We start from the raw sequence: 26,363 nt of genomic DNA, 5'->3' as shown, positions 1-26,363 counted from the left end.
ATGGCAGCCCTCAGAAGGCGTGGAGGGTGAACCACCGCTGCGGGCGGTGGGAACGGAAGGCCACGCCCTCGGCCTGACGGCCGCGCACGTCCTCATCGGTCGGTCCCTGCTTCTTGATCTCCGACCAGAAGCCGAAGCCGTTGCCGGCGCTGCCCCAGATCGCATGGAAGTGGCGCGGTGTGCCGGTCAGGAAGTCGGCCAGGTGATCGACCTCGTCGAGCGCCAGCATTTCCAGGGTGATCTTGCCGCCCGTCTTGTGCTCGGTGATGTCGCCCTCGTCGTAGCCCAGAGCCGCCGAGGCGTCGCCGAACTGGTCGAGGGTCGCGGCGAGGTCGAAGGTCATTTGCGAGAAGCGACCGCTCGGCCGGCCGCCGAGGGCGACGTCGGCGCCGAGCAGCGGCGGAGCGGTGCCGGCCTCCGGGCCATACTCGATGTCGTCGGGCAGGGCGGCGGGTTCGGGCTTGCCGGCCAGCACGCCGCGCGCTTGGTAAGACACCGACACCGGCTTGCCGGGCTCCAGTGTCATCGAGAAGCTGAACACCGCGTCGGTCATCCGCTTGCGCCGCGACTTGGTGGAATCGGCGGCGTTGCGCTTGTAGGCATGGGCGGTGACCCGCTCATAGCCATCGAGGCGCGGCGTATAGAGCCACCCGGCCGGGATGGCATAGCGCGACGTCGCGTCGGGCACGAGGCTGGCGTCGGCGTTGCCGCGGCGATCGAGGCCGAACGGCGCCGACAGCGTTGCCGTATCGGTGTCCTCGTCATAGTCGACGACGACGCGGCGCTGCCCGGCGCCCTTGCCCGCGGTGATCTCGATCACCACGCCGGTCGGGTTGCTGGTCAGCGGCGTTGCCGCATCCGCGAACGCCAGGGTCGGCAAGCCGCCGACGGTGCTGTAACTGGCGGCCGTCTCCGCCAGGGCCGAGACCTGCCGGCACTCCAGGCCGGCGCCGCGCAGCATCCAGTCCTCGCGCGGGGCGGTGCCGACGACGCCGGAACCGGTGAGGTTGCGGCCCCACTTCCACGACGCATAACCGCCGCCGGCATCGGGCGCGGCGGTGTTGGTCGAGTCCTGGTGATAGTTGGTCTCGTTGACGTCGAACGGCGTTTCGGTGGTCAGGTTGGAAACGCGCACGGCATCGGCGGCGGTGATCGCGGCGGCGGTGTAGGGCGCGGTTTGCACCGCCCCGAACAGCACCTGCGACCGGGTGCGGAAACTCATGGAGCTGCTCCGTCAGAAAAAGGTGAAGGGGTCGCCGGTCGGCGTGTCGAACTCGATTTCGAACAGGCTGGTGAAGGCGCGGCCGGGGTCGGCCTGCCAGACCATCAGCCGGTCGGGCGGCGGCGTGCCGGCCGGCCGGATCTCGACGGCAAAGGCGAGGTCGCCGGGGCGATCGCCGCCGCACAGCCGCTGATGGACCAGGGCCTGCAGCGTCGCCGCTGCCCGCCGGGCCACCGCCTCGGCCGCCTGGCGGGCGCCCTGGCGATCGGCCTGCGCCGCCGGCGGGAAGCTGACATAGCCGGCAACCGCCAGGGTCAGCAGGCAGGTATCGGTGTCGGTCAGCACCGTCTGATCGGTCGAGGCCGCGTCCTGGTAGATCACCAGGCGCGGCATATCCTCCTCGGTGACCGGCAGGACGCGGTCACGCTCGACCGGCACCGGCTGGCCGGCCAGCGTGAGGCCGGCGAGCGCCGCCTCGACGGCGGCGAGGAGGCGCTCGCTGCAGGGCAGGGGATCGTCCGGCATCGCCTACCCCGCCAACGCTGTGAGGGGGAGACGAATCTCGATCCCATGGATGCCGACCGGCTCTGCAGTCCCGACGTCATAGGAGCCGTCGGCCAGCACCAACACCGCCCCCGCCAGGTCGTGGCCGGCAAGGTCGCGGCGCCGGACCTGCACCGCGAGCGCCCGGCTTGCGCGACTTGCCGACAGAGCGAACGTCGTTCGCGCGAACGGCTGCTGCCCATGCTCGGCCGCCACGCGCCGCACGCGAACGACGGGGACCGTCGTTCCGTCCGCCGTCGTCAACGCGGCATCTTCGCCGAACTCGTCATAGACCTCGTCGACGACCTCGTTCGCCGTCGACATGGCTCAAGCCTTCCTGCCGCGCACCAGAACCCGGGGCTTGCGGCAGAAAAAGGTCGGATAGCTGGAGATCTCGAACTTGACCCAGCTCGGATCGTCGCCGCTTTCGAAGAACACCCGGACATAGTGCGGGATGCCGGGGCTGTTGATCCGCGAGAAGAACGGCGCCGGCGACCAACGCTGCTGAAACAGGCGGGACGCCGGCGTGGCACCGCTGGCCGGGTTAGCGCCACTCAACCCCAGCGGGAAGAAGTGGGCATCGCCGTCGGCGACGAACTCGACGTCCTCGGTGTAGCCGGTGTATTCCTCGAACTGGATGCCGCCGAAGTCGAGCGGCACATAGGCCGCCCGGTCGCGCAGGCGCTCGTTGTCCCGGTAATACTGGTACCCCTTCACCACGTCCGGGTGGCTGTACAGGTAGTCCATGAAATTCTTGCCGCAAAAGGCATGGACCTCGTCGACCTTCGCCTGCGCGCCCGCCCGAATTGCGCGGATGACGTTGGTGCAGTGCTCGCGCAGCTTGCCCTCGGCGGCCGTGAAGCTGATGTCATCCGGCCGGTCGACGCCGAATTTGTCGAACAGGTCTTCCAGGACGGTGACGCCGTCGACGTCCATCAGCTGGCCCTTGATGACGCCGAGCTTGTGGTACTCCATCGTGTTGCGCTCGTCATCGAGCACATCGTCGAGGTGCTCGCGGACCTTGTCCTGCAGCGCTTCCAGCCGCTCGCCCATCGAGCCGAACAGCAGGACGTCCTGCAGCTCGTCGGCGGTCACCGTGAACTCCTGGCGGAGCTGGCGGCTGTCGAACAGGATGCCGTCCCGCTTGTCGCTCACATACTCTTTGCCGGGCGCACCGCGCTCGGAAAAGGGCACCAGGGACAGGCTATGCCCCTTGCGCACCACCATGAACGAGGTGGTGATGATCGACTTTTCCTCGAACGGCACCAGCGACGAGATCTGATCGGGCACCAAATCCCGGTCGTTGATCTCGTCGGTCAGCGCCACCGTCGAGAAAAGCTTGTTCTTGAACAGATTGATGACGGTGTTGCCCATGGCGGTCAGCTCCGGACGACGATGGCACGGGCGTCGAGATCGTCGATCGCCTCTTTCTTTTGGGTGTCGGTGATGCCGTCCGGCCAGACCAGCCTTGCGTCCTTCACCTGCGCGACGCGGGCGATAACCACGCCTTTGACGTCGGCCGCCGTGGCGTCGCGGTCCTGGTAGAGGACGGCGACGGCCGTCTGCGAGCCGTCGTCGGCGGCAGGGTCGAGGTGGGTGAATTTGCGCGACACATCGAGACGGCCGAGCACGGTGCCCGACTGGTAGATCTCGCTGTGCCTGGCCAGAGTGACAACGTCGCGGCTGATGCCGTCGGCGCCTTCCGACTTGATGAACTCGCCGGGATAGCGCCCTTCCCTAATGATGGTCATGGATGGTCCTCAAAGGATGGGAGGAGGAGGGTCAGCGCCGGGGCAGGCCGGGCACCGCGGCACCGCCCGACCGCCCTGCGGCCCGAGCGGCGCGATTGGCCTGGATTTCCTTGAAGGTGAGGGGGGTGGAACGCTCCGCCCGGCCATTGCCGGCGCCGCGATCGGGCGGAACGGCGCCGGTGCCCAGGCCGGCCATCCGGGAGGCCAGTCCGCCGCGGTCGCCGGACGGGTTTCCGCCACCGGCGGAGGCCGAGGCGCCGGCCGGCAGAGTGCCGAGCAGCTGGATCACTGCCTTGGCCGACATGCTGGTGTTGATCGCCATCGACAGTGCCGCCTCGACGCGGCCGCGGGCGGCGGCCGAGGTCATGATGGTGCCGATGCGGGTCCGCTCGCGGGCCCGGGCCCGCGCCTCGGCCGGGGTCTCCTTCGTCGGCTCGTCCTCGACGGTGGTGTCGTCCTGCTGACCATCCTCTGCCGTGGTGTCGTCCTGCGTCTCGTCTTCCGCCGTGGTATCGTCCTGCTGATCCTCGGCAGTGGTGTCGTCCTGCTGCTCCTCGACGACGGTCTCGTCCTGCTGCTCCTCGGCGCGGGCGCGCCTGGTGCCATCAGCACGAACGCGCTTGTTTCCGCCGCCGAAGATGGCGGAGAAGTTGAACGGCTTTGCCATGGGGTCTCCTAGGGGTGAGCCGGTCAGACGCGACCGGCGAAGGCCTGCCACGCCTCGATGGGCGAGGCGACGGCATCGGCGAGGCGCGTGGACAGCGCCTCGCCGGTGAGGGCGGGAAAGGTGCGTGCCTCGGTCGCCATCAGGTCGGCGACCGACAGGCCGCGGAACCGGGCAACGTCGGCGACGAAAAGCTTGCGGATCGCCTCCAGCCAATCGAGCCAGGACGCGCGGGCGGCATCGCTCAGGGGCTCATAGGGCATCGTCTCGGCCTTGCGGGCGCCGGCGCGAAGGACGCTGACCGTCAGGCCGCCCTTATCAAGCGCCTCGGTAACGTCTATGTGCAGGCCGACAGCGCCGATCGACCCGACGCCACCGGTTCGCGGCACCGCAATCGACTGTGTCGCCGCCGCCAGCCAATAGGCGGCCGAGTATGCCTCTTCGTTCAGGATCGCCACAATCGGCTTGGCAGCGCGGGCGCGGAACACGGCGTCGGCCGTATCCGCACAGCCCGACACCTCGCCGCCCCCGGAGTTGATCAGCAGGACGACGCCCCGCACCTCCGGATCGGCGACCGCAGCCGCCAGCTTGGCCTGGATACCGTCGTATCCCGTCATGCCCCAATAGGGGTCCAGGCAGCCGAGGCCGTTCACCAGCATCCCCTGAATCCGGATGATGGCGATCCCCTCATACTCCTCGAAAGCGGTGCGCCGGCGCTTCATGACCGCGGCCTCGAACGCCGCGGCCTTTTCGGCGAAGGCGGGATCGTCGCGGATGGCGCAGGCCGCTTCGAATTTGCGCCAGAGGCCGGGCGCCACAAGCGCCGCGCTTTGGCCGAGCGGGGGCAAGCCCGTCGACGGCGACAGGGAAAAAGACATGCGGGCTCCGATGGGATCAGTCGGCGGTTTCGGCCGGAGCGGAAGAGGAGGGGTAGGACGCGGCGCCCATCAATTGGCTGACCTCGCCCCAGCTCGGCACCGGCAGCCCGAGCGATTTGAAAAGGTCGAGCTCGCGCTTGCGCTGATACAGGACCTCCTCATAGTCGAGCCCCTGCTCGGCGCATTCGCGTTCCAGTGTCGAGAGACCGGCCTGCAGGCGCAGGACAGCCGCCTTCGCTTCCTTCTCCGGATCGACCCAGCCTCGGCCGGGCCCGATCCAGGTGCTGTTGAGCCATCCGGCGGGCTCGTCCCAGAAGGAGGCGCAGCCGCGCGGCGGCACCACGTCGCCGATGTCCAAGGCCTCTTCCAGCCAGGCCGAAAAGAACGGCAAGATGAACCCCTGCACGAACTCCTCCCGCCGGGCGGCAAATCCCCGCCACACCTCGAGCAGCGCCGCGCGCGCCGAGCTGTAGTTGACCCCCGACCAGTCCTGCGACAGCTGCTCGTAACTGAGCCCGAGCGCCGTCGCGATGTTGCGCAAGAAGGCCTGCAGGAAGCCGGGAAAGCCCGAGTTCGGCCGGGTGGGCGCCAGCAGGACCGGCTGCTCGCCCGGGAACAGCACCGGCACATTCAGGCCGTTCATCTTGATCCGCGACCGCTCGTGGAAGCTCAAGCGGTCGGTCTGGTACTGCGACAGCTGGTCGCCGAGCCGGCTTTCAACCATCTCCGGATCGTAAGGCGAGGTGATGAACGCCCCCATCAGGGCATCGCGCACCGCCGTCTGCAGCTCCAGGTTCGAGGCCTTGCCGATCATCCGCAGCTTGTCGATCACCGCCGCCAGCGGTGGCTTGCCCCGGTGCTGACCGGCCCGCTCGACCGCATAGTCGTGGATGACGATGGGGCGCCCCCACGGTGTTTCCCGTGGCAGGCGGTCCCAGGTCCAGGCATCGAGCGCCGTGCTGGCGAACAGCGCGTCGCCGGGATGGGCCCGGCGAACATGGTAGTGCGCCGCCGCCCCGTCGGCGTCGAGCTCGACGCCGGCGCGCAGGATGTCGGTGTCCGGCCCGTCGTTGGTGTTGCACAGCCGGTCGGGATCGATGACGTGCAGGCAGGTCGAATAGCGCGACCCGCCCTCGCGCCACTGCACCACCCCCAGCGAGTCCCCATCCACCACGCGGTGGCGGAACGCGCGGCCGAAGACGCCGGCGAGGTTGGTCTGCCGGGTGGCGTCGGCCCAGCGGCCGGGATGGTTGGCGTAACGCTTGTATGCGGTTTCGATCTGCCGGCCGAGCTCGTGCGCCTCCTCGACGCTGATGCCCAGCGCCCGGTGGTCTGGCCGCGACTGGACGCGGATCGCCGCCCCCAGCACGGAGTCGACCAGGCGCTGCACGCCGCCAGTGATCCAGCCGTCGTTGCGGCCGTGGTCGCGGGCGCCGGCGACCAAGTCGCGCCGCTCGGGCAGCAGATCGCCGTCGGCCGACCCATAGGACGGGCGGTAGTCCTGCAGCTCCGGTGACTGGCGGTCGGCGCCGGCATAGGCCGCGGCCGCCGCACGCATGGTGCGCGGCGCCGCCACCATCGGCGCGCCGTCCACCCCCAGGAAATGCCGCATGATCAGAACGCCAATTGGATCGGGCCGCGCCCGGAGCGGATGCCGAGCCGGGTTTCCAGATCCGCGATGTAGGCGCGCAGATCGCTCACGGTCGCCGGGCTGTACTGCACGGTTTCGCCGGTATCCGCCCGCACCTGCACCTTCTGGCGGCCGATGCTGACACGGTGCAGGGCGTCGCGAGCCTCGCTCAGGTAGCGGCGCAGCCGCTCCTCGTCCTCGGGGATCAGGGCCATGTCAATCCTCGTCGTCGTTGTTGAGCGCCGCGAAGCGGTCGGCCAGCGTAAGCACGGCCGGCGGCGCGGGCGGGGCAGGGGGGCGAACGGCGTTCGCAGCCTCCGCCTCCGGCAGGGTGGGCGCACCCTCATCCGGATCGGCGGCCGGGGCGGCGAACAGGTCGGCTTGGCCGGTCGGGTCCGCCGGCGTCTCCCAACGCTGGCGCAGCTCCTCCCAGCGCTGGTCGGTGTTGCGCTTCCAGCCGAGGGCAACCGCGGCCGCCTGCGCGTAGACCTCGGTATCAAGGACCTCGTTGGCGGTGTAGACGCGATCCCAAAACCAGTTTTCGGTCCCCTTGCGCTTCGCCCGCTTTTCCGAGCAGAGCTGCCGGTAAAACTCGTCGTCGAGGCCGCGCGGATAGCCGCAGTAGCCCGGCGCCAGGGGGTCGTCCTTCAGCAGGCACCCGTAAAGCTGTCCCTTGATGACGGCAGCGCCGACGAACTGGATGGTATGGGCGGCCCGGCCGGTGACGGCCCGGGCGGCCCGGCGCTGGTTGCGGCTTTGGAGCATGACCAGGTCGGGGGCGAATTGGTCTTTCGAGCCGCGGACCATCCACACCCGTTTCGGGCTGTGGCGCTGCACCCAGCCCTCGACGTCGGCCTTGTAGGCGCCGGCGTCGATCACCAGCAGCTCCGCCTTGCGACGGTGGCCGAAGGCGTTGGGCCAGGTCTGCTCCAACAGCGCGTCCAGCCCGGCCCGGGTCGTCTCCTCGCGGATATGGCCGGGAATGACCTTATAGAACACCGTCCATCGCCGCAGACCGGCGCCGAACGCCTTGACGTGGCATTCGACGCGGTCGCCCTGGCAGTCGACCGAGATCACCAGGATCAAGCCGCCCTCCGGGATGGTGCCGAGATCATGGCCGATCTTGTGGGCCCGATCCCGGATCGCTTCCCAAGGCGGCGCCTCGCCGGCGGCCTCGAACCCCTCGCCGACCACCTCGTTCAGGAAAGTCTGCTCCGCTTCAGGGTTGCCTTTGGCATCCCAGTATTTCCGGACGATGGTCGACCAGGAATCGACGAAGGCCGACCACACGTAGAACCAGCGCTTTCGCCGCAGGGCTCGGGGGTTCTCGGCGACGAAACAGCCGGTCCCCTTCAGCCGCAGCCAGTCGGCGAAGCGGATCGGCTTCTCGCAGCCGGCGCACGGAATATGCGCGTTGGCCGCCGCGGCCTCCCGCGCGTCCTCCTCGCTCATCCCCTCGTCGCAGAACCGCTGACGGTCGGCCTCGGCGGCGTCGCGCATCGGCTCCCATTCCAGATGGGGGTGGACGATCTGGCAGTGCGGGCATTCCCAATGCCAGCGTTCCTGCGAGCCGCTTTTCCAGCCGCGCAGGATCCGGCTATTGTGCTTCAAGACCGGGTTCCCGACCTTGAAGATCTTCGCGGTGCCGGCGCGCAGATACGCCTCGCAGCGGCCGGTGGCGTTGTGCTCCGGATCGCCGGTGGTGCCGTCAGACTGCCACTTGTCGAGGTCGTCCTGCACCTGGCGCTTGATCGACACCTGCGACAGCGCCGACGACGAGGTCGCCGCCGAGTGCTGGACGAAGCCGCGGCCGTCGGCCCGTTCCTGGTAGTCCAGGCTCGCGCCGGCGTCGCGGCTGCGCTCCGGCAGCAGGCGCGACAGCCGCTTGATGTTCCGGATGAACGGCCGCCATTTCGTTCTCACGAACCGCTTGGCATTGGCGTCGACCGGGTGGACGAACATGCAGGGCCCGGGATCCTGGTCGAGGCTGGCAGCGATGAAGATCTGCGCCAGCACCGTGCCGCCGAGCTGAATGCTTTTCTTCAACCCCACTTCCTGGCAGGGATCGTCCGGGCCCAGCGCGTGCAGGATCGGCTCGTTCCAAGGGTAAGCGGCCGGGTTGTAGGCGCCGGGCGACGGGCTGTCGCTGCCGAACACGACGTTGCCACAAGCCCAGCTGTGGAGATCAATCGGCGGTGGCGGCTCCATCACCGCCGCGAAGGTCAGCCGCGCCACCTTGTCCGGATTGGCGGTGGCGGGAAGCAGAGCGCTCATTCCGCGGTCTCCGTCGTCTCGTCATCGTCCGCGGCGTCATCGTCGGCCGGATCGGCCGAGGCATCGACCACCAGGTCGGGCAGGGCCTCGCCCTGCGCCCGCGCCGTGCTGGCCATCGACACCCGCATGTCGCGCCACCAGCGGCGCAGCTCGACCAGGACCTCGTGCCGCTCGCAGCCGAGCTGGTCGCCCAGCTGCTGCGCCAGGTCGGGCAGAGCCACCTCGATCTGCCCGACCATGCCGGCGAGCTGACGAGCGAAGGCGGCTTTCAGCGGATCGACCAGCGCCACCGCCCCCTGCCGCTCGGCGAGATCAAGCTGCGCCTGCTGCAGCCGGATCGCGGCCTCGGCCGTCTTGATGGCGTTGATGCTGCCCGTCGGCGCGGCCCCCGCGCCCCCCGGGGAAGCTGTCAGGGTCGACGGGGTGTGCGTCGGCGCTTCGTCGAACGGCAGACTGTCGCGCACCTGGAAGCCGAGTTGTGCGACGGGATCGGTGTTGACCTCCATCGCCCGCAGCCCGGCGGTCAGCGGGATTTTCCCATCGTCCCGCTTCTGGATGCGGCCGGCCTGGACCGCCCTGGTGATGGTGCTCGGGTGCACCTTGCGGCCAACGACGCTGGAGTACGCGGCGGCGAACTCGCGCACGCCAAGGTACTGCTCGCCCTCCGTGGTCTCCATGGCGGCCCCTGTTGTGTCTGCTGTTGCCGTGTGTTGCGGGCGGCGTTGCGCGCAACGGGGTGTTGCATCTGTCGGCAACATGCGCACTGGCCAGACCGCGGTCCTTTGATGGCCCTATTGTCCCATCTCCCGGAAGGACCCAAACGCAAAGGGGTGGCCGGCCGAGGGCGGCAGCCTTCAGCCGGCCGAGTGATCCGGTGATTGGGAGAAGCGGCCATGAAAAAGCCCGGCCGGTGTTTCCACCGCCGGGCGCATTTCCACGACTGTCTAATCCCTATTCGGGGTTACCCCCGAGTGTCAAGAACATTTTGGCAACTGGCGCCGCCCATCGCAACGTAGAGGCCGAGGCCGGCCTTGACCACCTTGGCGGTCGTACCCTTCCGGCAGCCGCTGGTGCGGTCGATGTCGCGCAGCGGGACGTTCCGGCCGACCGCCGTCCAGATCACCTGCAGCGGGGTCCGCTTGCTCCGCCCGCCGACCGGCGGCGAATTCGCGTCGACGTACCGCGCCCATTCCAGCACGCGCTTGGCCGCCGGGTGATGAACGCCGCCGCCCGCGAGCTCGGGCTCGGACCAGCCCTTGCCGCCGTCGACCCGCTCGCGGGTGTAATCGATCGCCGGCGCCCCGCCGATGGCGCAGTCGATCGCCTCGCCGACCGCCCGCAGCTCCAGCCCGGCGAGATACTCGGCGTGGCTGATCGTCCCGGCGGTGCGCAGGCATTGCAGGATATCGATCTTCGCCGGCCGGCCGGCCCGCTCGGCCTCGGCCTCGGCGACCGCGCGCTGCATCACGAGGTCGAGCTTTTCGACCACGTCGCCGATGTCCGCGGCGTCGAACGCCGTTCGCTCAAGCCGCAGGTCCGTCCGGATGCGGCGCAGACTTTCCAGCACCGCGGCCCGGTCGCCGCGCAGCCCGTGGTCAGCCAGTTCCACGATCGCCGGCAGGAACGCCCGGGCGAAGGCCGACCCGTCGCCCCGCTCCACCACCAGCACGCCACCAGCCTTCCGCCCCGTTTCCATCACCCGCACTCCCTTTGCCAAGCCCTTGTCACGCTGTCACGCTTTCTGTCACGCCCTTTGTCACGTCTAACCCATTGATTGCATTGTAAACCTCTCTAACCGTGACAGCGTGACAGGCAAAAACCCCTCCATAATTCACGGGTGCGCTTGCACGCACGCGGCACTCTTATTAGGGGGTCGCAGGGGCTGTCACGCCGTCACGCCTGCGAAATTCGATGGAATATCAGTCAGATAGGCGTGACACGTCGCTGTCACGCTTTTGTGTCGCTGTCACGCCTACACCCCAGTCGCGCTCTGGAAGGAGGTCAGCGGGGACGCGCATGCAGCGCACCGACGGGCCGGCGAACCGCTCCGTCTTGTCGTGAGCGGCCACCCCCTCGCCGAGGCGCTTGAGGGCGCCGGCATGCCCGCCGCCAGCCCAGGGCGTGCCGTGGAAGATGCGCGTCAGCCCCGGATGTTTGTTGGCGACCAGCAGCGCCGATCCTCCGCCCTCAAGCTGGATCATCCGCATGCCGTAGGTGCGCAAGGCGATGTCGTTTTCGCCTTGTCCGCCGGGCTCCTCGCGGGCGCCGGCGATCAACTCGCCGATGGTTGTTCGCGTGCCTGATCGCCAATGGTCGGGGATGTGACCCAGCAAATGGTGCCAACACTGTTGGCCATCGCTGTCCTCGGCATCGGCTGCGCGAAGATCGTTTATTCGGGGTCGCAGGGGACTGAGCAGCTCCGCAATGCTGTCTGTGTCGGGTGGGTGATCATGGAGGAGGAGGTCCCGCCCTGCAAGCGCCGCGGCGAAAAGGTCGGCCTGGCGCCCGTCGCAGCCCGCCCCGATCAGCGCGGCACGGAAGACTTTGCAGCTCGCGGAGTAGCGCTGCGCGCCGAGCAGCGCCCGGGCGCGCAGGCGCGCGGAATTTGCTCGTGCCCAGGCGACGGCCGCGTCGACCCGCGCCGCGGCCTCGGGATCGCTGGTGACCTTGGCCAGGTCGAAACGCAAGATGCGGCTCCTATCCTGCGGCGCCAGGGGCGGGGGATTGATGCCCGCCATGAGCGCCACACCCGTGACGGTGTATCGCTTCACCTCGCCCGAGGGCGAACCGCGCACGATGTCCGCGCCGGCGCCGCCGCTCATCCGCCGGATCAGCCCGACGACTGCCTGCATCGCCCCGCCTCCGTCACTCTCCGCCTCGTCGAGGATGGCGACACGCGCCTCGTCGGCCAGCACCTGGCGCAGGCCGGCCTCGGAATACGAATTGAAGCCTTCGGCCTGCGGCCCCATCACGCCGGCGATGAATTTGCAGAGTTCGGACTTGCCCGACCCGTGGGCGGCCGCGATCTGGCCATGTGCGCGCCAGTCCGGAAAGCCCCCCAAGAGACCGGCACCGATGATCCCGGTTAGCAGCATCGCATCGGCAGCGCCTTCCCAGCGCCAGAGGCCGAGCAGCTCCTCGATCCGCCCGCCGTCCGCGGCCGAGGCCGGATCGTTGAAGTCCGGCACGTCGACGCGCGGCCGCGCCGGGTAGACCGATCGCCCTTCCCAATAGCCCGCCCTGTGCCACTCCATGACGCCGCCGGCGATGCGGGCGACGCGGTCGCCGGCGTGTAGGACGCACACCGGCCGGCCATCCTCCCCGGCACCTCCAGGCCACACCCCGCGACCGCGCAGGCGCAAACCAGGATCGAAAAGCCCGACAGCTTCGCAGATGCGGATCAGATGCCCGACGACGCCCCGCACGATGAAATCGTTGATCGGGTTGCCGTCCTTGTCCAGCCGCTGGAAGTTGGTGACCATCCAGCTCTGATCGCCGCTGAACAGGGACAGCAGCCCGTTAGCCGAGAAGTCTCGGACCTTCATCGACCGCAACTCGCCCGTCGGCGAAAGAAAGTAATAGGTCCCATCGTGGTGACCGAGCGGCTTGACCGGGCAATCGGCCAGATCGGCCCGGCGGGACGGCGGTTCGCCACCACCGCCACCACCGCCACCCTCATCATCCTCATCATCCTCAAAGACCGCCGGCTGCGCCGTCTCGACGACGGCGCGCACAGCGTCCAAGCCGCCGGAGACGACGCGCAAGGCGGGGCCGGCGGACGGCGATGCTTGCGGATTGACGCTCAAAACAAGCTCCCTTGCTTTCGAATTTCTGCGAACGTCGTTCGCTTGGTGACCGCCTCGGCGGGCGCTTCCTCGGCCTTCGGCCGATGGGTGGCACACCACCAGGTCGGCCCGATCCCCCACGCGCCCCACCGGCCACAGCCTGCGGCACACCAATGCTCGCGGGGGTCGGAGGGGGCGCGGCCGGTCATGCGTCGGCCGCTTCCGTGGGCTTGGCGCGGGTGTAGGTGACCACCCCATCCGCCTCCGCCTTCGGCCAGACCTGCTCGAAAGCGGAGGATCGGAACCGGGCGCCTCCATCGGGCAGGGCGCCACCCAGCTCCGGCATCACGCCAATGCGCGAAGCGACCATCCACCACCGGCCGGCAGCGACGTCGAGCGCATAGATCGGCTGTAGCGGGTCATTCCTGCGTAGGAAAAACTCGGGCATCACCACTCCTCACAACGGCAGTCGATGACGGCGCTGCGCCTCGGCCTTGGCCTTGATCGCGGCGAGGCGGGTCATGCCGAGGCGCAGCTCGCCCACCAGGTCGACCGCGGCCGGCTCGAACGTGTAGGCGGCCACCCGGCCGGCATCGCTGTCGATCGGCACCGGCCTGCGCTCCGGACAGCAACTCAGGGCGGGCGCCGGCGGGTTCGGACCCACATGGCCGCAGTTCGCGCAGATCACCCGGCTTTCGTCCGGCGTCTTCATGCGCACATAGGCCGGCATGGGAGGCGCGGCCGCCAGATCGCCGCCGACAGCGTAGACCTTGGCCGACCAGTCGGCGGCCTCTTCCCGCTGCCCCTGCGTCCAGGCCGCGACGTCCGCCTCGGTCAGGTCGACCGGCCCGGCCAGCACCAGCAGCAACAGGCACTCATGCGGCGAGGTCCAGGGGATCGGCGGCCCGCCATATTCGAACCGGTCGATGCGCACGACCACCCGATCGATGGCATCGGCGAGCAGCAAGCAGCCGTCCGTCTGCCCGGCCCGGAACCGGCGGTCCAGCTCGGCCAGCAGCAGGGCGCCGGCGCGCACCAGGTCGTGCCGGACGGAGTGCGGCCTCCACCGGGACTCCGCCCATGGCCACAGCGCCCCGGACTTGGTGGCGCGATAGGCCGCCTCCGGAAGCCGGAAATGGGTCTCCGCCTGATGGATGTAGGTAAGGGCGGCCAGCTCCAGTTCGCCGCGGACATACTGGTCGTCCTCGGACGGCGTGAAGCCTTCGTGGCTTTGCTGGCGCATCCGCTCGGCCACAATGTCGGCCCGGGCGGTGGAGGCGGTGGGCGTCATGCGCGTTTCCTTCCATGGGTGGAGCGATTGGCCGCGACACGCGCCCGACGGGCACGTTCCTCGGCAAGCCAGGGGTGAGGAGGGGGCAGGGCGGGTCCGAAGGGCGAGCGCGCCAGGAAGGCGGAGAAAGCGGCCGCCGCCCACCCGGGCAGGGTGACGTCGCAGCCGCGCAGCAGGAAGGTGTAGAGCAGCTGCTCGGCGCGCCGCAGGTCCTCGGCCGTCGCGTCGATCGCCGCGTCGAGCAGGCGCCGGCGCGCACGTGGCACGTCCCGATGGTACAAGGCAAGCCGTGCGCACAGCAGCAGCAGCGCCCGCGGCTCGACGTCCGGTCGAATGTGCAGGATGGCGCCGGCGACGGCGCCCGAGGTCCGCAGGTCGATCGGCCGGAAGCGCCTCACGCCGCTTCCCCGTGCATCAGCAAATCGTTGAAGTCCATGCCGGTCGGCGGCGTAGCGCGCAGGGCCTCATAGTCCCGCGCGACCAGGCGCCGGGCGGCGCGCTCATAGCGCACCTCCGTAGCGGCCGGATCCTTGCCGTCGGCATCCTCCAACAGGACGATCCGGCGCACGCCCTCCGGCGGCAGCAGGCCAGCATCGCCGAGATCGGGGTATGGGGTCGGCAGGTAGCGCCCGGGCAGGTCCGGATGCGGGGCGCCGCGGCGGGTCGGGTCGCCCCGGCCGCTGATGTTGCCGAGGCTGCCGCAGGCATGCACCGGCAGCTCGGGGCAGGCGACGCGGACAGACAGCCCGGTCTCGATTCCCTCGGCCCACCCCAGCGCCGGGCCGGACACCGGCGCCAGCCAGATCGAGGCGCCGGCCGACAACCCGAACATCTTCTTGGCCGGCAGGAATTCGCCGGGCGCCTCCGGATTGGGGATCCGCGCCTTGCCCGACCCGTCGGGCGCCAGCCAGGTCACATGCACGCCGACGATCCGCTTGCTCGGCAGGCACATGGCCGCGACCATTGCCGGCCATGTGCCGAGGACGCGGGTTGGCCGGGGCTTGCCGTCGGTGCCGCCGGGCGTCGAATACTGGTAGGCAAGCTCCCGCGAGGCGCGGATCGTGGGCGGGATACCGCCGATGCGGTCCAGTGCAATCCCACGTGCCTCGCGCAGGTACGTCTCGACCGCGGTGCCGGCGGCCTCGCTGGTCGCGCGCCAGTGCCTGACGGCCCGGCGGATTTTCTTGTGTTTCTCTTCGGCCTGTTCCTCGACCGTCGGCCGCGCCGCCATCGGGCGCAGCGGCTTCCGCTCGACGCCCGGCCCGGCCATCATGCCGGCATCCTCGGCGAGTTGCCGCACGGCCACCTGAAAATCCAGGCCGTCATGACGCATCAAAAACGCGATCGCGTCGCCGTTGGCGCCGCAGCCGAAGCAATGCCAGTAGCCCTTTTCCTCGACCACCGTAAAGCTGCCCGTCTTCTCATTGTGGAAGGGACAGCAGGCCAGATATTCGCGGCCGGCCCGCGTCAGCGGCAGGCGCTTGGCCACCAGCTCGGCCAGAGACGTCCGGGCGCGCAGCTCCGACAGGAATGCGGGCGAGTAGCTCATGGCGTCACCCGGCCGCCGGCAGGTCGGGGGCAAGCGACCATTCATACGACGCGAAATGGTCATCCTCGACCTTGACCTCGCGCAGCAGTGCGATCGACCGCTTGCGGTTGGGCAGGACCTCGACCCACCCACGCTCGCGCAAGCCATGCACGAGGCGGTGGACGTTGGATTTGACCAGCCCGAGCTCGGCGCCGATCTCGGCATAGGTCGGGCAAACGCCCGTCGCCCGGGTCATTTCGGCAATGGCATAGAGGCAGTCGCGCTGCCGCGGGGTCAGGCCATAGGCGCGCATGAATGGGCTCCCTGGAAAACGATCAGCAGGCGGGTGGTGTCGTGGCGGGGCGAGGCTTCGCCGGCCTGGTCGAGCAGGTATGCGGACAGCAGCAGGTCGCTTAGCCGGTCATGGACCGTTGACCACGTCGGTCGCCGGCGCCGGGCCTCGCGGCGCGGCAGATAGGGCAGCAGCGCCGCCCACAGCTGCGCCACCGGACGGCCCGAAGCCTCCATCAGGACGAAGGCGGCGATCCGCGCATCGATCTCGCTGAAGCCCGCGGCCGCCATCGCTCAATCCTCGATCAGGCCAGCGATCACGGCGGCGCTGGTCGGCACCACGGTCCGCGACGGCCGGAAAGCCGTCTGCGACCGGATCGTCTCAGTCACGCTCTGCGCATAGGCCAGCAAAGCCACGCGCAGCGCCGCGAGGTCGCCGCGGCCGGCCAGCAGGTCGACCGCCCGCTCGCGCAGCACGCGCAGGGTGGCGGGGCCCTCGCCGGTCAGCGCGTCGACCGCGGCCTGCAGCCGCGCACGCTCGAGCTCGACCTGCCGCTTGCCGGACAGCAGCACCGCATTGACAGCCATCATCAGCTCGCGCTCGCTGTCGGTCATGCCCGCCACCCCTCCTCGAAGGCCATGCCCGAGGGCGTGTCGCGCAGCCAAGGATTCGCCTCGATGGGTTGCCCGCAGGACCGCAGGAAGCGGCCGAGGTCGGCGGGCGAACGCCGTTCGCGTGCGGCGAGGCGACCGACCAGCCAGCCGAACCGCCACCACCGCGACCGCGGCGCGTTGTTCGGCAGATCGACGACACCCGAGGCCATGGCATCCGAGCCGGCGGCATAACCGGCGAGATAATCGATCATTCGCAGATTCGGCATCCGCTCCAAGCCATCGGCTGCCACCATGGCCGCATCCCGAACAAACCCAGCCATCCCGCACCCTCCCTGAAATAGGCTGTATGTCCTAAATTGGGTACATATGCGCGTATTACGCAACTGTGTTCCTATACCGTTTTGGAATTCGGCGAGCGCGTCCGGACCTGCTCGGCCTTTGCGATTAGCTCCGCCGGGGTCACGTCGCGGTCATTGAGCAGCCAATCGTTGAAAACCTTGACCACCGTGAAGCCGCGCGACCGCAGGAAAAGGACAGCGGTTTCAAGCGGATCAGACGCCGGCGCGGCCGAGACGGGCGTTTCACCCGTCCACAACGTCCAGCGACCGCCAATGGCAACGCGGCGCTTGCACCCGCGGGATTCGACTTCGATGCGGCCGTCGTCGCGCAGCTTGCCGACCAGCGAGGCGACAATGGGACCGCCGAAAAGGCCGATAGGCTCGCCAAGGTCGACATTTCGCGGACAGGGCAGTCCCTTTTCGACTGCCGCCTGCAATTGGGCGAATATCGCTTCCAGCGGATCAGTAGCCTGCCCCTGATCCGGCGATGACATCACCGGCACGTCGGCAGAAACAGGATGTGCGCGCGCTTCGGTTAGTGGATCTCGATAGGTCCGGCCCGGCTCACCCGGTTCGAGCTCGGGGAGCCAGTCACGCGCGGCACCCTCATTGCCGAGGCCGAGGTCCTCCAGGTCGATGCCACGCTCGGCCACCACCTCTCCCGGACCGCGAAGGAAAGCCACTGGGGCCGCGCCATTGACAACGAAAGCCTCCAACTGCCGTGCTGCGGCGACCAGGTCGTCGACGCTGCGGAAAGTGGCGACACGAACATCGGCGATGCACAGCAGGTTGTAACGCTGTTCGACGGTAAGGGCATTCATGGCTCGGTCTCCTCGGCTTGCATGGGCAGCGGGAAAAGGGGCGGGAGGCATGTGCTGGTCAGCAGCTGCGACTTGAGGGCAGTGAGCCCCTCGATCGTCGCGTCGATTGCCGCCACCGCTTCGTCCCGCTCCCGGGGGTCGAGGGGTACCGGCCTGTGGGCATTCTCGGCTCGGTCAAAAAGCTTGCAGAGCGCGGCAGCCGTCCGGCCGTACAGCGCCGTGACGTGCGAGGCCTGATGGAGGAGGTGCGCGGAGTGCGCCACCGGTGCCCGCGCCTCGGCCGAGCGCAGCAGGAACGGGAGGGCGAAGACTTCGCCTCGGCCGCCAACCCGATTCATCATCACCGAAAGCTTGAGGACGGTTTCAAAGGGGAGGGCCGGGAACCCGCGGCTGCTGTCGCTGGCATCGCAGCCGGCATAGACCGCCGACTTCGACAGGCCAGTGACTTCGGAGACTTCCTTGACGCCGAGCGCGTTGACCGCGGCCGTCATGGCGTAGGACAGGCTTTCCGGCTTGTTTCGGTTGATCAGGCGGGCCGCCGGGCGGGTCACCCGCTCGACGGCGCCGGCGAGCTCGACCCTGTTGTGGAAAGGCAGTCCGACTTTCCACAAGCTTTCGCGCCCGCGCTGATCCACGGTTTCCGTGTCAACTGCCGGAGCCACCCCGACATGGTCGCCCCCCTCACCCTCTCCCGCCAGGATCGCGCCCGTCTCGTCATTGACGGACTGGCCGGTTTGATCAACGACTTCCCCGACGATGGGCTCGCCCTCTGGGCGATGATCCAGGAGCTGCACGTCCTCGCCGGGCTGCCGACGGAACAGGTGGGCGGCCCGATCGCCAAGGCGCCCTAATGCCGGCGAGGTCATGCGCATGCGTTGTCTCCCGCCAGGGTGGGCAGGAAGCCGTCCGGCACCGCGAAACCTCTGCGTTCGGCGATCTGCGCCACCAAGAAGCGGTGCGCACGGGGAACTCCGCGGCGCACCCAGTTACTGACACAGGGCACGGTCACCCCAAGGCCGGCGGCGACGACGCTGACACCCAAGGCCTTGACCAGCGCCCCGCCGGCAGGGTCGCCCTTCACGGCTTGCGGATTTGCGATTTTGAGGAGGGACGTCGACATAGAGCCTCGGGGTTGGTACCTCGTTCGCTCAATAAAGTTCACACTGCGTTGACTGCGTCAAGAGGGTCGCGGCGTTGACTGACACGCCAAAGGGGCTGGGGCAGAGTGCGTTCGTGAACTACCAGCCCCGCCACCCACTCCAGAGCCGACAAGAAATCGGTCGCCGCTTGCGCGCGACCCGAGAGGCTTTGGGCGCGAAACAGGGTGAAATGGCGGAGATGGTTGGTGTAACAAAGCAAGCTTGGTCCCAGTACGAAGCCGGAAACAGGCGCCCTGACCTGACGCCGATGTTGGCTTTCTCCGATCGCTTCAACATTTCCCTTGATTGGATTTACAAGGGAAACCCGGCGCAACTGCCGTACACTTTGACCAACCAGATCGCCGAGAAACTCGCGGCTATGCCGGACTGACGATCCAGTCAGCTAAGGCAACTGGCGGCGGCAAATCCTGCTCACATTCGTTCGTGTTCCCGGCGATCTACGCCAGACCCGCATACGTGGAAACGCATTCCGTGCGTTTCCGACAATCCCCTGTTGGGTCAGTTTCCACCGACCCCATCGGTAAAAAGTCAACACTGCGTTGACAAATCTTTCGGATAGTTCACACTGTGTTTACTCGCGAACGCCGTTCGCAGCAAGCGAGCATCCGAAAGGCCTCCGCCATGACCCTGCATGCCGAGCCCGCCCTCACGGCGGAAAGCACCCCTGCGCCAGCTGCCCGCACCCGCGGCGCCAGGAAATCCGCGCCCCTCCCCGACGCACCGCCGCCAGCCCCGGCGCAGCCCTCCGTCGCCCCGCCGGCACCGGCCGCCGGAGAGGTCGAGCTCATCCACATCAAAGCGCTGATCGCCAGCCCGCTTAACCCTCGCAAGAGCTTCCCCGAGGACGAGATCGCGGAGCTCGCCGACAGCATCGCCGTGAACGGGTTGCTGCAGCCTCTGACCGCCCGCAAAGCCGTCGACTACCTTGAGAACATCCCGTCGGCGCGCGAAGTCTACATCGGCGGCCGCCGCCTGCGCGCCCTGGAAAAGCTGTTCGCCGAAGGCCGGTGGCCGCTCGACCGGCTGCCCGACCATCGCGTGCCGGTGATCCGCCGCGACGTCGGCGACTTGGAGCTGCTGCAGATCGCCGTCGCCGAGAACGTCAACCGCCAGGACATGCATCCCCTCGAGGAAGGCGACGCCTTTTCCCTGCTGCGGCAGCGCGACAAAAGCACCGAGGAGATCGCCGCCGCCTACGGCAAAACCAAGCGGTGGGTGGAGCTGCGCATCCAGATCGCCACCGGCCTCGACGACGAGACCCGCGCGCTGTTCGCCGCCGGCACGATCAACATGGAGACCGCCCGCATCCTGGTGCGCCTGACCCCGGCCGAGCGCAAGGGGATCGTCAAGGCGATCGAGAAAGGCGACGTCGGCTATGAGAACGGCGAGGAGATCAAGCGGCGCATCGCCGAAGGGCTGCCGGAGGTCTCCAAGGCGATCTTCGACCTCAACCTCTACACGGGCGAATACACCGTCGGTGGCCAGCACAGCCAGACCAAGCGCTTTTCCGATGTCGAGCAGTTCCGCGAGCTGCAGACCGCCGCGATCGGGGCGAAAGCGGAAGAGCTCGCCCGGCAATGGGCCTTCGTCGAGCAGGTCAAGCAGAAGGGCAATTACTTCATCTCGTCCGATTACGGGTTCGACCGGATGTGGGGCCGCGCCGACCCTGCCGTGCATGGGGCTGTGATCGCCGTCCGCGCCGACCTCTCCGTCGAAATCGTCGAAGGCGTGTGCCGGGGCAAGGCGCCGCCGGTGCCGACGAAGGCCGAGGCGAAGGCCTCCGGCGACGCCGTCGCTGCGATCGGCACCAGCTGGCGCGAGCATGCCCATCGGTGCAAGACGGTGGCGCTGCAATCGTCGATCCTGCGGACCGGGCATCGTGCCGCCCTTGAGATGGCCATCGTCGCCTTGCTCGGCGATGGGACGATCGCGAAGATCCGGACGGAAAGCACCGGGCCCGAAGGCCGCGCAGTCGCTCCGGAAGTGGCCATGCACCTGCAAGCCTGGCGGGACCGCCTCGGCCCCACTGCCTTCGATACGCTTGATCCGGACCGTAGAGACGGACAGTTTTTGTCTTTCAGGCCGGGATACAAGGAGGTCGACCTTAAGCCGCGCGCCGGCATCTATGAGGCGATCGGCCAGCTATCCGACGTCGAGGTCGCCAATCTGTTCGACGCCCTGGTCGCTTCCCGCTGCGGATCTTGGGCGCAGTACGGGGCCGACGGCCCCTCGCTGGGCGACCGCCCCCTCGCGATCATGGCGGCCCGGCGCTATCAGGTCGACATGGCCGAAGCTTGGCGGATCGACGCGGACTATCTGTCCAAGCTGCAGCGCGCGGACCTCCTCGCCCTCGCCCGCCAGATCAACGCCTGGTGCAAGGCCAACCGCCGCTATGGCCTGCCGATCGGCGAGGAGACTATGGCCGGCTACAAGGTCGCCGACTTGCGCGATACCATCGCCCGCCACGTCGCCGACCAGGATGTGCGACTTGTGCCGGCGGAAATGACCTTCGCGCCTGAAAAGACGATCATGGCCAGCCTCCGCGCTGCCGCGCACCTGGCGCCGAAGGCGGCGGAGCCGCAGCAGCTCGACATCGTCGACGCGATCAACGCCGCCAAGAGCAAGCCAACAACGGCAACGGTGCGGTGGATCAAAGCGAAAACTCTGGAGCTCCAGCACCTGGTGAACTTCGTAGCAGCGGAGCTGCCCCAGCATCCGGATTTCGGCAAGCCCGAGATTTACCTCGCCGCCGATGGCGCCCGCCTGCTGCTCGACGCGGCGAAGACCTGCCCGGGCGAATACTGGATCATCGGAATCGAGGGACGGCACGGCGATGCCACTCCGGACGAAATGGCCTCGGTCATGCGCGGGTGGCTGCAGAGCGTCGGGCACCCACCGGCGCCGGCCGCGCCGCTTGTCGACCAGCCGGCCGAGGCCGACGCGGCGATCGACCAGCTGTTCGACGACAGCCAGATCGAGGAGGAGGAGGAGGAGAAGGAGCCGGTGAAGCTGCAGACTTTCGCCTTCGTGATCTCCGAGCATGCCGACCTGTCTGGCGTGCTTCTTGACAGCTTCGCCGACGCCCTGCCCCGCCACCCGGATTATGGCCAGTCCAAGATTACCATTCGCGGCGCCGGCCCCACCCTCCTCGGCCTGACCTGCGACACGGTCGACAATGAGGAGAATGGTGATCCGGATCTCTATCGGATCACCTATTTCCATGATGGCGTGGCCAGCATCCAAGGGATGCCGATGCCGGCCGACAAGGTTGAAAAAATCATCACGGATTGGCTCGCCAGCCTGACCACCTGCAGCGCGGAGGCGGCGTAATGGCCGGCCCCTTCGTCTCCGAGGGCGACCTGCGGCGCGCCCTCGCCCTGGTGATCGCCTACCATGACGCCGGCCGGCCGATGACATCGGTGCAGCTCGGCGAGGCCATGAACCTGTCGGCCGAGGGCGGCCGCCTCCGGAGCCGGCATCTTGCCGACCGCGGCCTGGTCGAGATCAGGCACGAGAAGGGCGCCAACCGCATCTATCCAACCTCAGGCGCCCGCATCCTCGACCTGCCCCGGGTTGAGGATGCGACAGCGCCGGCGAAGCGGCAGCGCCCCTGCATGCGGTGCCATCAGACCATCACCAGCGACGGCCCCCACCATCGCCACTGCAACCGCTGCAGGGAATCGCTGGCCAAGCTTTCCGGCAGCGGCTGCTTTGCGTTTTGAGGACGCCTCCATGACCGATACGACCATCGCCGCGATGCCCTGCGCCGTCCCCGGCTGTGATCATCCCGCCACTGCCGGCGACCGGTGCCGCGCGCCTGCCCCTGACATGCTGTCGCTCGCCCCGGAAGATCGCTGCGGCGACTGCGGCGCCCACCTCCTGGTCGACACCGACGGATGCTGCCCCTGCTGTGGCGCCGGCTGATCATGACCCGCCCACTCTGCGGCGATTGGGGCTGCCCGGCCCGAGTGTCCTGTCTCCACCACCTCGGCCGCTCGCCCGACCGCGCCAACTTCGACGATCCGCCGGCCACCTGCCGGCCGCCCCGGCCGACGGGGGCGGATAGCTGCCGGCACTACCATTACGACGCGCCGGCGACGTGGCTACTGATCGGGCCGTACCGCCACCGATAGCGCAATCGCCGGTTTGCCTGCCTAAAGGGCAGGCAAACCCAATCTCCGCCACGCCGCCTGCGCCTCCCGCTTTCCCTTCTGCCGCCGCACGGCGGCAACCTGCCTGACGGCGTCCAGCATGGGGAGCCCGATCGGCGCGTTCGCCTCGACCGACGCCAGGAGCTTGGGAACGCGTTCGAAGGCCGGCACGCCGAACCATTCCCGCCCAAGCAGAGGCGGCGCCAGACGGGCGAGCAGGATCGCCTCGACTGACGCCGCGTTGGGCAAGGGCGGGGTGCAGCCGATCATCAGTGGCCGGGCGCCGTGGTGACGGTCCATTTCGGACACGACCGAAGCGACGCGCCGCCGCGGCTTGGACGAATACCCCACCTTCACCAGATCGTTCGAGAACAGAACCGCATAGACGACGCCCGACCCGCTGGGCAGGTCGGGCGGCAGGATGGCGTACGCGCGGGCCGGCGCCGCCACCCTCCAACGGATCACGGCACCGCCGGCTGGTCGGGCAGAAGCTCGACCGGCACCCAGCTTGCCCGCGAGCTTCTCGGCCCGAACCGCACCACCCGCTGGTCTTGCAGGATCCCAGGCAAGCGCGCCAGCACGGCCCGCCACCCGCTATTGGCCCATGGCGTGGCGGCAAAGACCCGCTCCAACGCCGAGTGCTGGTTGGCGATCACCAGACACTGCCGGCCGGTCGCCACGTGGGTGGCCAGGAACATGCCATGCCACCGGCCGTCCCACCCCGTCGGCGGGGCCGGAGAACGCCGCAGCAGATGCGACAGGCACTCAGCCGCCCGCTCGGCCGCCTCAACATCCGTTGCTGCCGGCTCCACCGCGTCCAGGCCGAGCGGCGGCAGCGGCGTCCGTGCCCACATGCGGCGAGCCGCTTCCCGTCCGGCGACCAGCCGGGCTTCACGCACCATTTCAAGCCAGATCCGGTATTCCTGCTCGGCCCGGCCGGGATAGTCGGTTTCGACGGCGGGCGTCGCGTCGTCGTCCAACGCCTCATCCGCCGCCGGCATCTGGTACCGGCCGGTGCGACGGATAGAGGGCAGGACTTCGGCAGTGACCCATTTCTTGAAGCGCTTCGCAGCCGGCTTCCGACTGGTCAGGATCAGGCTGTAGAGGCCGGACTCGTTGATGATCACCATTTTCTGGTCGCCGCCGGGGGTGCGGATAGTATCCGCATCCCTCTCATCCTCGTCCAAACGTCGCACAGCATCGTCAGTGCGGCCGATTTCCAGAACCTTTGCAACATCGGCGGCAACAAACCATGCCTCGCCTTCGGCGCGCATGAGGACGCGCACGTTCAAGCCATCAAAATCGAAGGGGATGATATCGGTCATGACCCTACCTCTCAGGCCCAACGGGCGATCTGCATTCCGGCTTCCATCGGCTGCATGATGTATCTGTGACCGGCGGATAACTCAACCGCCAGTACGCATGCGGAGTCGTACTCATCCTGCGACGCGACCACAGCGGCATCAATCTCCAGAGCGGCGAGGCGTGTTTCCAGAGTGGCGGCGGTCATACTGCGGCTCCTTCCAGGATGGCGAGGCAAGTGTCCAGCGTCGGCAACGCGAGTCCGTCGGCCGAGCCGGACAGCATCTCTTCGCGCAGAACCCGCAGCTTGGCCGCCACGTCGCCGGGGCCGGTCGCCGGCTCGGCAGCGATCTGGTCATTCGTTGCGGCAAGGTCGGCCACCAGCCGGTTGAACCTGGCCTCGTCGCGCTCTCGGTTCAGACGGGCCATCAAGTCTTCGCGCACAGCCTCCAACCGCTCGATGGGGCCAGGGCTGGCGGCGCCCGAGCGGCTGACTGAAAGGGCCAGAGCGGCGAGGAGGCCACCAGCGGCGGCCTGGACGCTGCCGGTCAGCAGCGCGCGACGAGGCAGGGATGTGGTAGGATAGCGTTTAGCTTTGAGCATCGGGTGTCTCCGGCGCTTGAGGTTAGGCCCGGCGGGAAAGCACCACCTTCCCCGCCGGGCCGCTTCGTTGTTGCCAACTCTCCAACGTTCTCATACGATGTTGATGATCGTCAACAACATTGTATGAGGTTTTCCTACATGGCTAAGACGCACCCCCTCGGCTTTCGTGTTCAGCCCGAGGTCAAGGAAGCCTTGGAACAAGCCGCCAAGGCTGACATGCGTTCTGTCTCCTCACTGTGCGAGAAGATCCTCACCGAATGGCTTCAAGAGAGAGGCTTTCTTGCAAAGCCTTGATCTGCAAGGCATTGAAAAAGCTCAATCGTAGCGATTCGTTACGTTTGGGAATGCTAATGCTAGCCCCGCCCGCTCATGGAATGACGGCCCTTCCAGAGTGCAGCCACTGTTTGAAGGGCAGGGCATCCGCGCGTTCCAAATCGACGGAGATCCGTGGTTCGTCGGCAAGGACGTGGCGGAGGTTTTGGGCTATGCGGACCTGGACCAAGCACTTCGAAATCACTGTAAAGCATTGAAAATGCTTAAATCCGTCGAATTGACGGATTGCACCCTGCGTATTGTGCAGGGTATGACCGCGCGCAGACGATCATGAGACGCCAATCGGCGCGGGGCATTCGCTCCGCGCCGATTGGCTTTTTGCACTCAAAACGAGAGGCATCTCATGACCGTTGTTATCACCCGTGCGCTGTCCGACGACGCCGGGATCAACGCCGGCACACTGCCGGCTTGCGTGCCGCACGCCTTCGCTGCCCTGCAAAACCGGCTGGAAAGCAAGGGGGTGCGCCTGTTCCTGTCGAGCGATTGGGGCGGCCTGGAGCGTGTGAACGCCAGGAATGTCAATGCGTGGTTCCCGTTGCTGCCCCACCCGCACTCCGCACCTGCCCATTGGATCGGTGCCGTCGACAGCTCCGGCGACATCGTGGCGACACAGGGCGCCATCCTTCTGGACTGCACCGCCAAGAGCTTTGGCGAGCGCCTGGGGGACCTGTCCGCCTTCCATGACCTTGGGACTGCACCCCCGGACGAATGGTGCTTCTGCGCATCGGAAGCCGCATTCGACACGCGGGGGCGAACGGCGTTCGTAACTTCCGGATGGGTTGCGCCCCATTGGCGGGGGCGGGGGCTGTTCCACCCCATGGCCACATTGATGCGGCTGGCGTGCCTGTCCTTATGGGACGTGCATTGGTGGGCCGGCCTCGTTGAAGAGGAAACCGTGCCTGTCTGGAACGCCGCCGGCGCGGGACGCCGCCGGCTGGAGCCTCGCCCCACCATCCTCTATCAGCAATCCGGCGTCGCCCGCTGCCCGCTGCACCTTCTGCGCTTCAGCCGCGCCGGGGTGCTTCTGGACGCCGGCGTAACGGTGGAGCGTGCGCGCCTGACCGCCTAAAATACATCCACGCATGAAAGGAGCGCCTGCCTGTCATCAGGCAGGCGCCACCCGATCAGGACGTGCGTATATGTCACCGACCGTGATCCGTCGATGAAGATGCGGTTAAAAAGC

General features: G+C 68.1%; 35 protein-coding genes. 7 read left to right on the top strand and 28 right to left on the bottom strand.

Annotated elements, in window-relative coordinates; genetic code table 11:
* Window positions 1-10: 10 nt before the first annotated feature.
* The 24 genes from J2850_RS30025 to J2850_RS29910 form a co-directional block, all read right to left on the bottom strand.
* Window positions 11-1,222, bottom strand: coding sequence for a hypothetical protein (locus tag J2850_RS30025; RefSeq protein ID WP_209990835.1), 1,212 nt, complete (start codon window positions 1,220-1,222; stop codon window positions 11-13).
* Between the two features lie 12 nt (window positions 1,223-1,234).
* Window positions 1,235-1,747, bottom strand: coding sequence for a hypothetical protein (locus tag J2850_RS30020; RefSeq protein WP_209990832.1), 513 nt, complete (start codon window positions 1,745-1,747; stop codon window positions 1,235-1,237).
* Window positions 1,748-1,750: 3 nt separating this feature from the next.
* Window positions 1,751-2,089, bottom strand: a complete 339-nt coding sequence (locus J2850_RS30015; RefSeq protein WP_209990831.1) for a hypothetical protein — start codon at window positions 2,087-2,089, stop codon at window positions 1,751-1,753.
* 3 nt (window positions 2,090-2,092) lie between these two features.
* Window positions 2,093-3,139: a major capsid protein gene (locus tag J2850_RS30010; protein WP_209990828.1), complete on the bottom strand. Its 1,047-nt coding sequence runs from the start codon at window positions 3,137-3,139 to the stop codon at window positions 2,093-2,095.
* A 5-nt stretch (window positions 3,140-3,144) separates the two neighbouring features.
* Window positions 3,145-3,516, bottom strand: coding sequence for a head decoration protein (locus tag J2850_RS30005; RefSeq protein WP_209990827.1), 372 nt, complete (start codon window positions 3,514-3,516; stop codon window positions 3,145-3,147).
* 31 nt (window positions 3,517-3,547) lie between these two features.
* Entirely contained in the window at window positions 3,548-4,183 is a 636-nt protein-coding gene (locus tag J2850_RS30000) for a hypothetical protein (protein ID WP_209990824.1), read from the bottom strand.
* A gap of 23 nt (window positions 4,184-4,206) precedes the next feature.
* The gene (locus J2850_RS29995) at window positions 4,207-5,058 is read right to left on the bottom strand and encodes a S49 family peptidase (protein WP_209990822.1); all 852 of its coding nucleotides are present in this window, start codon (window positions 5,056-5,058) and stop codon (window positions 4,207-4,209) included.
* A 16-nt stretch (window positions 5,059-5,074) separates the two neighbouring features.
* On the bottom strand, window positions 5,075-6,670 hold the full coding sequence (locus tag J2850_RS29990) for a phage portal protein (RefSeq protein ID WP_209990820.1): 1,596 nt from the start codon (window positions 6,668-6,670) through the stop codon (window positions 5,075-5,077).
* A 2-nt stretch (window positions 6,671-6,672) separates the two neighbouring features.
* A complete protein-coding gene (gene gpW / locus J2850_RS29985) occupies window positions 6,673-6,903 on the bottom strand; it encodes a gpW family head-tail joining protein (protein ID WP_209990818.1) in 231 nt (76 codons plus the stop codon).
* A 1-nt stretch (window position 6,904) separates the two neighbouring features.
* A complete protein-coding gene (locus J2850_RS29980) occupies window positions 6,905-8,962 on the bottom strand; it encodes a terminase gpA endonuclease subunit (protein ID WP_209990816.1) in 2,058 nt (685 codons plus the stop codon).
* Complete coding sequence (locus J2850_RS29975; protein WP_209990815.1) at window positions 8,959-9,639, bottom strand: hypothetical protein; 681 nt, start codon at window positions 9,637-9,639, stop codon at window positions 8,959-8,961. The genes J2850_RS29980 and J2850_RS29975 overlap by 4 nt, the downstream gene beginning before the upstream one ends.
* 284 nt (window positions 9,640-9,923) lie before the next feature.
* Window positions 9,924-10,658, bottom strand: a complete 735-nt coding sequence (locus tag J2850_RS29970; protein ID WP_209990814.1) for a hypothetical protein — start codon at window positions 10,656-10,658, stop codon at window positions 9,924-9,926.
* 223 nt (window positions 10,659-10,881) lie between these two features.
* Window positions 10,882-12,768 (bottom strand): hypothetical protein, encoded by a 1,887-nt coding sequence (locus J2850_RS29965; protein ID WP_209990813.1) that lies wholly within the window; start codon window positions 12,766-12,768, stop codon window positions 10,882-10,884.
* A 184-nt stretch (window positions 12,769-12,952) separates the two neighbouring features.
* Complete coding sequence (locus J2850_RS29960) at window positions 12,953-13,195, bottom strand: hypothetical protein (RefSeq protein ID WP_209990811.1); 243 nt, start codon at window positions 13,193-13,195, stop codon at window positions 12,953-12,955.
* A gap of 9 nt (window positions 13,196-13,204) precedes the next feature.
* Window positions 13,205-14,038 carry a hypothetical protein gene (locus J2850_RS29955; protein WP_209990809.1) on the bottom strand — a complete coding sequence of 278 codons (834 nt, stop codon included), beginning with the start codon at window positions 14,036-14,038 and terminating at the stop codon, window positions 13,205-13,207.
* The gene (locus J2850_RS29950) at window positions 14,035-14,436 is read right to left on the bottom strand and encodes a hypothetical protein (RefSeq protein WP_209990807.1); all 402 of its coding nucleotides are present in this window, start codon (window positions 14,434-14,436) and stop codon (window positions 14,035-14,037) included. The genes J2850_RS29955 and J2850_RS29950 overlap by 4 nt, the downstream gene beginning before the upstream one ends.
* Window positions 14,433-15,587: a CHC2 zinc finger domain-containing protein gene (locus J2850_RS29945; protein WP_209990805.1), complete on the bottom strand. Its 1,155-nt coding sequence runs from the start codon at window positions 15,585-15,587 to the stop codon at window positions 14,433-14,435. The genes J2850_RS29950 and J2850_RS29945 overlap by 4 nt, the downstream gene beginning before the upstream one ends.
* A 4-nt stretch (window positions 15,588-15,591) precedes the next feature.
* Entirely contained in the window at window positions 15,592-15,879 is a 288-nt protein-coding gene (locus J2850_RS29940) for a LexA family protein (protein ID WP_209990803.1), read from the bottom strand.
* Window positions 15,861-16,148, bottom strand: coding sequence for a hypothetical protein (locus J2850_RS29935; RefSeq protein WP_209990801.1), 288 nt, complete (start codon window positions 16,146-16,148; stop codon window positions 15,861-15,863). The genes J2850_RS29940 and J2850_RS29935 overlap by 19 nt, the downstream gene beginning before the upstream one ends.
* Before the next feature lie 3 nt (window positions 16,149-16,151).
* The gene (locus J2850_RS29930; protein WP_209990799.1) at window positions 16,152-16,472 is read right to left on the bottom strand and encodes a hypothetical protein; all 321 of its coding nucleotides are present in this window, start codon (window positions 16,470-16,472) and stop codon (window positions 16,152-16,154) included.
* Window positions 16,469-16,765, bottom strand: coding sequence for a hypothetical protein (locus J2850_RS29925; RefSeq protein WP_209990796.1), 297 nt, complete (start codon window positions 16,763-16,765; stop codon window positions 16,469-16,471). The genes J2850_RS29930 and J2850_RS29925 overlap by 4 nt, the downstream gene beginning before the upstream one ends.
* A 98-nt stretch (window positions 16,766-16,863) precedes the next feature.
* Window positions 16,864-17,631: a hypothetical protein gene (locus tag J2850_RS29920; RefSeq protein ID WP_209990795.1), complete on the bottom strand. Its 768-nt coding sequence runs from the start codon at window positions 17,629-17,631 to the stop codon at window positions 16,864-16,866.
* Window positions 17,628-18,503 (bottom strand): hypothetical protein, encoded by an 876-nt coding sequence (locus tag J2850_RS29915; RefSeq protein ID WP_209990792.1) that lies wholly within the window; start codon window positions 18,501-18,503, stop codon window positions 17,628-17,630. The genes J2850_RS29920 and J2850_RS29915 overlap by 4 nt, the downstream gene beginning before the upstream one ends.
* Complete coding sequence (locus J2850_RS29910) at window positions 18,494-18,751, bottom strand: hypothetical protein (protein WP_209990790.1); 258 nt, start codon at window positions 18,749-18,751, stop codon at window positions 18,494-18,496. Before J2850_RS29910 ends, J2850_RS29915 begins: the two co-directional genes overlap by 10 nt.
* A gap of 113 nt (window positions 18,752-18,864) precedes the next feature.
* Between J2850_RS29910 and J2850_RS32170 the strand changes: the two genes are divergently transcribed.
* From J2850_RS32170 to J2850_RS29890, 4 genes are all read left to right on the top strand, one after another.
* Window positions 18,865-19,161 carry a helix-turn-helix domain-containing protein gene (locus J2850_RS32170; RefSeq protein ID WP_209990788.1) on the top strand — a complete coding sequence of 99 codons (297 nt, stop codon included), beginning with the start codon at window positions 18,865-18,867 and terminating at the stop codon, window positions 19,159-19,161.
* A gap of 251 nt (window positions 19,162-19,412) precedes the next feature.
* Window positions 19,413-22,121, top strand: a complete 2,709-nt coding sequence (locus J2850_RS29900; RefSeq protein ID WP_209990786.1) for a ParB/RepB/Spo0J family partition protein — start codon at window positions 19,413-19,415, stop codon at window positions 22,119-22,121.
* Window positions 22,121-22,513, top strand: coding sequence for a hypothetical protein (locus tag J2850_RS29895; protein ID WP_209990785.1), 393 nt, complete (start codon window positions 22,121-22,123; stop codon window positions 22,511-22,513). The genes J2850_RS29900 and J2850_RS29895 overlap by 1 nt, the downstream gene beginning before the upstream one ends.
* 10 nt (window positions 22,514-22,523) lie before the next feature.
* The gene (locus tag J2850_RS29890; protein WP_209990783.1) at window positions 22,524-22,715 is read left to right on the top strand and encodes a hypothetical protein; all 192 of its coding nucleotides are present in this window, start codon (window positions 22,524-22,526) and stop codon (window positions 22,713-22,715) included.
* A 230-nt stretch (window positions 22,716-22,945) separates the two neighbouring features.
* Here the strand turns inward: J2850_RS29890 and J2850_RS29885 are convergent, their stop codons facing one another.
* The 4 genes from J2850_RS29885 to J2850_RS29870 are packed head-to-tail and all read right to left on the bottom strand — an operon-like array spanning window position 22,946 to window position 24,847.
* Window positions 22,946-23,407: a GIY-YIG nuclease family protein gene (locus tag J2850_RS29885; protein WP_209990781.1), complete on the bottom strand. Its 462-nt coding sequence runs from the start codon at window positions 23,405-23,407 to the stop codon at window positions 22,946-22,948.
* A complete protein-coding gene (locus J2850_RS29880) occupies window positions 23,404-24,267 on the bottom strand; it encodes a BRO-N domain-containing protein (protein WP_209990779.1) in 864 nt (287 codons plus the stop codon). Before J2850_RS29880 ends, J2850_RS29885 begins: the two co-directional genes overlap by 4 nt.
* Before the next feature lie 11 nt (window positions 24,268-24,278).
* Window positions 24,279-24,452 (bottom strand): hypothetical protein, encoded by a 174-nt coding sequence (locus J2850_RS29875; RefSeq protein ID WP_209990777.1) that lies wholly within the window; start codon window positions 24,450-24,452, stop codon window positions 24,279-24,281.
* A complete protein-coding gene (locus J2850_RS29870) occupies window positions 24,449-24,847 on the bottom strand; it encodes a hypothetical protein (protein ID WP_209990775.1) in 399 nt (132 codons plus the stop codon). Before J2850_RS29870 ends, J2850_RS29875 begins: the two co-directional genes overlap by 4 nt.
* 138 nt (window positions 24,848-24,985) lie before the next feature.
* Here J2850_RS29870 and J2850_RS29865 point away from each other — a divergent pair, with 138 nt between their 5' ends.
* The 3 genes from J2850_RS29865 (at window position 24,986) to J2850_RS29855 (ending at window position 26,249) form a co-directional block, all read left to right on the top strand.
* Window positions 24,986-25,141 carry a type II toxin-antitoxin system antitoxin gene (locus J2850_RS29865; protein WP_209990773.1) on the top strand — a complete coding sequence of 52 codons (156 nt, stop codon included), beginning with the start codon at window positions 24,986-24,988 and terminating at the stop codon, window positions 25,139-25,141.
* A 97-nt stretch (window positions 25,142-25,238) separates the two neighbouring features.
* A complete protein-coding gene (locus J2850_RS29860) occupies window positions 25,239-25,454 on the top strand; it encodes a BRO-N domain-containing protein (RefSeq protein WP_209990771.1) in 216 nt (71 codons plus the stop codon).
* Window positions 25,455-25,523: 69 nt separating this feature from the next.
* On the top strand, window positions 25,524-26,249 hold the full coding sequence (locus J2850_RS29855; RefSeq protein ID WP_209990769.1) for a hypothetical protein: 726 nt from the start codon (window positions 25,524-25,526) through the stop codon (window positions 26,247-26,249).
* The last annotated feature ends 114 nt before the right edge of the window (window positions 26,250-26,363 follow it).

Origin of the sequence: Azospirillum picis (assembly GCF_017876115.1) — a bacterium.
GTDB lineage: Bacteria > Pseudomonadota > Alphaproteobacteria > Azospirillales > Azospirillaceae > Azospirillum > Azospirillum picis.
Note: the sequence above shows the minus strand (reverse complement) of the source record. Positions and strands in the feature narration are given on the sequence as shown.